At 61.8% G+C, this 696-nt stretch carries 1 protein-coding gene; it reads left to right on the forward strand.

Annotated features, from left to right (window positions below; translation table 11 throughout):
* Nucleotides 1-694 (forward strand): substrate-binding domain-containing protein (locus AC1DWI_RS25410; RefSeq protein WP_477726219.1); only part of this gene is annotated, 694 nt, incomplete at its 5' end.
* Nucleotides 695-696: the final 2 nt, after the last annotated feature.

The following is a 696-nucleotide window of genomic DNA, read 5'->3' on the forward strand; positions in this document are numbered from 1 at the left end:
GATCGACACCCTCGTGATCCTGCCATTCGAGTCGGCGCCGCTCACGCAACCGGTCGCGCAGGTCAAGGGCAAAGGCGTGTACGTCACGGTTGTCGACCGCGGCCTGACGGATGCAAATGCGCAGGACGCCTACGTTGCCGGCGACAACCCCGGCTTCGGCAAGGTATCGGCGGAGTACATGGCCAAAGCCCTGGGCGGCAAGGGTAATGTCGTAGTACTGCGGGGCATTCCCACGGTCATCGACAACCAGCGCGTGGACGCGTTCACGGCTGTGATGAAGAACTATCCAGACATCAAGGTTCTGGATGCCAAGCACGGCAACTGGAACCGCGACGATGCCTTCAAAGTGATGCAGGACTACCTGACCCGTTTCAAGCAGATCGACGCCGTCTGGGCCTCGGACGACGACATGGCGGTTGGCGTGCAAAAGGCAATCGCGCAGGCCAAGCGAACCGATGTCAAGCTCGTGCTGGGCGGCGCGGGTTCCAAGGACTACATCAAGAAAGTCATGGACGGCGACAAGATCGTGACGGCCGACGTCACCTACTCGCCCGCCATGATTGCCGACGCGATGAAGCTCACGGCCGCCGCACGTGTGAAGGGCGAGAAGCTGCCGGCCACCACCATCATCCCGTCGGTGCTGGTGACCAGGGAAAACGCCAAGCAGTACTACTTCCCCGACTCCCCGTTCTGAGG

Source organism: Polaromonas sp. P3_C2, assembly GCF_056402675.1.